At 63.4% G+C, this 5,160-nt stretch carries 4 protein-coding genes; all 4 read right to left on the bottom strand.

The window, feature by feature from the left end; translation table 11 throughout:
- The coding region (locus VF497_RS04920) for an MFS transporter (protein WP_414706843.1) at positions 1 to 464 on the bottom strand (464 nt) is incomplete at its 3' end.
- A gap of 43 nt (positions 465 to 507) precedes the next feature.
- The gene (locus VF497_RS04925; RefSeq protein WP_330886523.1) at positions 508 to 1,950 is read right to left on the bottom strand and encodes a sulfatase; all 1,443 of its coding nucleotides are present in this window, start codon (positions 1,948 to 1,950) and stop codon (positions 508 to 510) included.
- Between the two features lie 102 nt (positions 1,951 to 2,052).
- Complete coding sequence (locus tag VF497_RS04930) at positions 2,053 to 4,725, bottom strand: TonB-dependent receptor (protein ID WP_330886524.1); 2,673 nt, start codon at positions 4,723 to 4,725, stop codon at positions 2,053 to 2,055.
- Between the two features lie 79 nt (positions 4,726 to 4,804).
- The coding region (locus VF497_RS04935; RefSeq protein WP_330886525.1) for an HAD-IA family hydrolase at positions 4,805 to 5,160 on the bottom strand (356 nt) is incomplete at its 5' end.

Raw genomic sequence — 5,160 nt, forward strand, 5'->3', positions numbered from 1 at the left:
GCCGGGTTCGCATCGTCGATGAAGGCGCTGAACAGCCAGCCGCAGACGAGCACGCCGATCATGAACTGCGCCTCGATCGTGTTGGTCAGGCGCGAGTGTTCGGCCGGGTCGTGCGTGAGCAGGCCGATCGACGAATACACCGACACCTTGGCGAGGGCGAAGCCGATGCCGACGCACATGAACAGCAGCTCGGTCGTGTGGAAGGTCGGATACAAGCGCATGACGACGCAGGCCGTGCCGACGAGCGCGAGCGCGATCATCATTGCGCGCTTGTAGCCGAGCAGCGGCAGGAACGAGGCGACGAGCAGCGAGGTGATCGCGACCGGCAGGTCCTTGAACAATTCCAGGTTGCTCGCCTGCGGCTTGGTCACACCGAAGGTCGAGATCGATTGCAGGATCACGGTGCCCACGCTGTTGAGCAGGATCGCGAAGATCACGTAGATCAGCGCGAGCGCAAGGATCATGCGGAATCGATTGCTCATTCGGTCTCCCCAATCTGTGTTTTTCTTAGCGTGCGCGCCCGAACGGATCGGTGACACCCTTCTGCCACGGATCGCGCGTTTTCGTACGCCAGCTGTCGAGTTGCCGGCGCAGGTCGGCGAGCACTGCAGCGTATTTCTTGTCGCCCGCGAGGTTGACCACCTCGTCCGGATCGACGGTCAGATCGTACAACTCTTCGGCGGAACGATGGTGGAAGGCGTCCAGCGTACGCTTGCCGAGCTTCGCGCCGGGCGTCGCCGTGATCGCTTTCCACGACGGCGACAATGCAACGTCGCTCGCGATCGGCACCTCGAGCTCGGGCTTGAGATTGAGGAAATAGCTGTACTTGCGCGTGCGCAGGCTGCGCGTCGGATAGTACTGGTCGATCTCGTGGAAGCTGTGCGTGGCGAATACCTCGTCCCAGCCCTTGGGATCGGCCTCGCCGAGAATCGGCAGGATCGAGCGGCCCGGCAGTGGCAGATAGTGGTAGCCATTGGGTGGTGTGACACCGGTCCAATCGAGGATCGTCGGCGTGATGTCGATCCAGCTGACCATCCCGCGGTTGCGCAGGCCACGTTTCAAGGCGCCCGGCGCACGCACGATCAGCGGCAGGTGGATGCCTTCGTAATACAGATTGTCCTTTGCACCTGGAAACGGTCGGCCGTTGTCGGAGAGATAGATCACGAGCGTGTCGTCCTCGTGGCCCGATTCCCTCAGTTCGTGCAGCAGGATGGCCAAGCCAGTGTCCATGCGGCTGACCGCCTCGTAGTATTCGGCCAGGTCGGCGCGCACGCCAGGCAGGTCGGGCAGGTGCGAGGGAATGACGACGTCGGACGGTTGGTATCGCTCGCGCTTCACCTCGGGCCAGTCGCGCGTGTTGCCGAAGTTCGACACATCGCCTGCACGATGCGGATCGCTGTAGGCGACAGTCAGGAAGAACGGCTTGTCACCCTGTTCGCGCATCCAGCGCCCGGCTGCGTGGCCCATCACGGCGACGTCGCGCACGAGCGGGCGCTCGGGTTCGAGCCAGGCATCGTAGGCGAGCAGCGCCTCGGGTTTCACATGCAGCTTGCCGACCAGTGCGGTCGCATAGCCGGATTGTTTGAGCATCCACGGCAGCGTCTTCACGTCGTCGAGCAGCGAGAAGTTGTGCACGTCGTGCGACAGCCCGTACATGCCGTTGGTGTGCGAATACAAGCCTGTGTACAACGTCGCGCGGCTGGATGAGCACGAGGAGACCGAGGCATACGCATCGGTGAACAGCACGCCTTCGCGCGCGAGCGCGTCGAGCGCGGGCGTGCGCACCTTGCCGCCGGTGCAGCCGAGGTCGTAGCCATGGTCGTCGGAGACGATCAGCAGCACGTTACGCCGTCGCGGCGGTGGGGAAACTTTTGCAGCCGCAGGCACGGACATTTCCACGGCCAATGCGGCCAGGCCTGCGCCGAGAAATTCGCGACGGTTGATTTTCATGCGAGAGGGTTCAAGCGATCGCTGATAAAAAAATGCGGCCCGGATTGCATTGGGGGATCAATCCGGACCGCTCGTCGGAGAGGACGAACAAATGCGATCTTTCTAGAACTGATACTTAGCCTGGAAGTTGATCTCGCGGCCTTCGATCGAACGTGCCAGCAGCACGCCGCCCGGACCGGTCGGCACGCCGGCGACGCGCGCGTTGCCTTCGGTCAGGCCGATCTCGTTGCTCAGGTTGGTGCCCTGGACGCGGAACTGCCAGTTCTTGCCGTAGTTGGCGACGATGCCGAAGTCCCAGGTCTTGTAGGCGCCGAGCGGTGCGAGGCCGGTCTGGTCCTCATAACGCTGGCCGACATGGGTGAAGGTCACGAACGGCATGATGTCCCAGCCGTCGCCGACGAACTTGTAGCTCGGCGTGATCATGTAGCGCAGCTTGGGCTGGCGCTGCAACGGCTTGCCGTCGATGAAGGTCGTTTTCTGGTCGCCGTTGACGTCGTTGTAGACGTAGGCGAATTCGGCATGCGAGTAGTGGCCATCCTGGTAGGCGACGAGCGTGTCGATCTTGAAATTCTCGATCGGCGTGAACACGCCGTGGAAGTTCACGCCCGTCGTGTCGGCGCCGTAGTTGGCCGTGCATTGCGCCTTGTTGCTCTGCGAGGTCGGATTGCCGTCGCAGTCCACCGGCCGGTTGTTGATGTCGGTGCGGCTGTAGGGCAGGCCGGTGAACTGACGGTGGTAGGCGCTGACGTCGACAAAAACCCAATCCGCCTGGTACTTGAAGCCGTACTCAAGGTTGCGCACCTTCTGCATCGGCGCGAAGTTACCGCCCGAACCGCGGATGCCGTTGTCGAAGTCGTTGAAGTGGCCGCCGCTCGACACGCGCAGGTAGGCGGACATGTTGTCGGCAATCTCGTAGTTCAGGCCGGTGGTGAATGCCGGGTGGGTCTTGTCGTAGTGCAGCGTCGTGTAGGTGCCGTCGCAGACCTGCGCACCGTTGTCGTACAACGTGTACGGATTGCCGTCGAGACCGCCGCCGTTGACGTTTTTCTGGTTGCAGGTGCGCTGGTTGACGCTGATGTTCTCGACGCGGCCGCCGATGTCGAACAGCCACTTGTCCCACAGGCGCCAGGAATCGGCGAGGTAGAACGCCTTGTTGTTGCCGACGCCGTGCTCGATGATGTTGTAGCCCTTGTTGTAGCTCAGGATGCCCTGCGGGTTGGTGATGTAGTAGGTATTGCCGCCCGAAACATAGCTCAGCGTGATCGGCGTGGCGTTCGGCGTGTTGGTCATCAGCATCGGATTGCCAAGCGACCAGTTGTCGTCATCCGTGTAGTGGGCGAGGTAGACGCCCGCGGTCAGCGTGTTGTTGTCGAAGATTTCCTTGCTGATGCGGAAATCGTTGTTGAGGTTGCGCAGGTCCTTCTGGATGAACCAGAAGCCCTGCTGGATCACGCTCTGGTTGAGGCTCGACGCGCCGTTGTAGGCGATCGAACCCACGGCCTGGTCGATGCCGTAGTCGTGCAGCCAGTTGCTGTCGGTCGGTTTGCCGCTGCTGTCGCAGAATCCGGACGCCGCACCGCCGGACCAGTTGCAGCCGTAGAGGAAGTAGCCGAGCGGCTTCGGATTCGGGCCGGAGAACAGCGCGGTCGTGTTCAACTGGCCGCCGCTCCAGACGAACTTGTCGGAAATCTGGAAACCGTTCCATTCGGTGTCGAAATTGCCGCCGAAGAAGTTGAGGTTGCCGCCGCGGCCGTTGGCGAGATTGGCCTGCTCGGTGCCGCCCGCGGGATTGACCAGAGTGACGTTCTGCATCGCCTTGCTGCCGTAGGTGTCGGTCAGCGCGTTGAATCCCGGATAGAGCGAGAAGTTGCCGTGCGCGTCTTCGAGCAGCGGCGTCGGCACCATGAACTGGTTCTTGTCCTGCAGCGTGCGCGCCCAGAGCATGATCGAGCCGTTGTCGAGGTCGTGAGTCAGCGTGCCGGTCAGCTGATAGCCGTCGTCCGACTTGAACTGCGGACTGCGCACGCCGTCCGACTGGCGCCAGAAGCCGCCGAGGCTGGCGTACCAGCCCTCGGCGAGCTTGCCGCCGAAGAAGCCGTCGACGCGGACCATGCCTTCATCGCCGTAGGTCACGGCGATCGAACCCGAAGGCTCCGAGGTGCCCTGCTTGAGGATGAAGTTCGCGGTCGCGCCCATCTGGCCCGCGCCGTACAGCACGCCGGGGCCGGTCTGCACGATTTCGACGCGCTCGACCGTGTCGTCGAGGCGCAGCAGCGAGCTCGAATCCATGAACGACAGCGAGGACATGCCGTACAGCGGCGTGCCCTGCACCATGTTGGTGAAGAACGGCGCATCGCCACCGCCCGGGAAGCCGGCGATTTCGATGTTCGCGCCGGTCTGGCCGCCGGACGACTCCGGCCAGATTCCCGGCGAGATCTTGAGCAGGTCGGCCGTGCTCTTCGGGTTGGCCTGCTTGATCTGCTCGGCATTGGCCGCGGTGATCGTATAGCTCGCGTCGAGCTTCTTCACGCCGCCGGCCGTCGCCGTGCCGGTGACGACGATGCCTTCGAGCGACTGGGTTTCGGACTTCGCGGCGGCGTTGGCCTTGTTCTGGTCGGACGGTGTGGCAGCGGCCTGCGGGTCCGGTGCGGCCGCGGGCGCTGCGTCGGCGGCCATGACCATGGGGCTCAGCGCCGCGAGGATCGCGGTGGTCAGGGCGAGCCTGATCGTGATGGGCCGCTGCACTTTGCGATGACGGTTGTTGGTCGATTTCATGGGGTTCTCCCTCCGAAGTGTGAGCACGGTGTTGTTGTTGCCGTCGGCCCGCGAATTCTGCGTTGCGGGTCCGCGGTGGTCAGGTCTTTACAGCAGGGTCTTCCTTGTCTTTTTTGCTAACGAATTTCGCCAGATCGAATCGGGTGAGGTCGGGCAGCACCGCGTCGGCCTCGTGCAGCACGCGTGCATCGCCGATGCCGAGCGCGGCCATGCCGGCGGCCTTGATCGCGGCGACGCCAGCCTGCGCATCCTCGATGCCGAGGCTGTCGGCCGGATCCACGCCGAGCGCCTGCGCTGCGCACAGGAAGATTTCCGGGTCGGGTTTGGCCCGCGCGATCGTGGCCGAGTCGACGACATGGTCGAACAGATCGGCCACGCCCATGCGTTCGACGAGTTCGCCGGCGCTGCGGCTCGCTGAGGCGAGCGCGATTTTCA

The sequence above is a fragment of the Rudaea sp. genome (assembly GCF_036383415.1).
Classification (GTDB): Bacteria; Pseudomonadota; Gammaproteobacteria; order Xanthomonadales; family Rhodanobacteraceae; genus Rudaea.

Excerpts from the sequence above, each read along its gene's own strand:
- VF497_RS04925 (WP_330886523.1), bottom strand. The coding sequence starts at position 1,950 with ATGAAAATCAACCGTCGCGAATTTCTCGGCGCAGGCCTGGCCGCATTG.
- VF497_RS04930 (WP_330886524.1), bottom strand. The coding sequence starts at position 4,725 with ATGAAATCGACCAACAACCGTCATCGCAAAGTGCAGCGGCCCATCACG.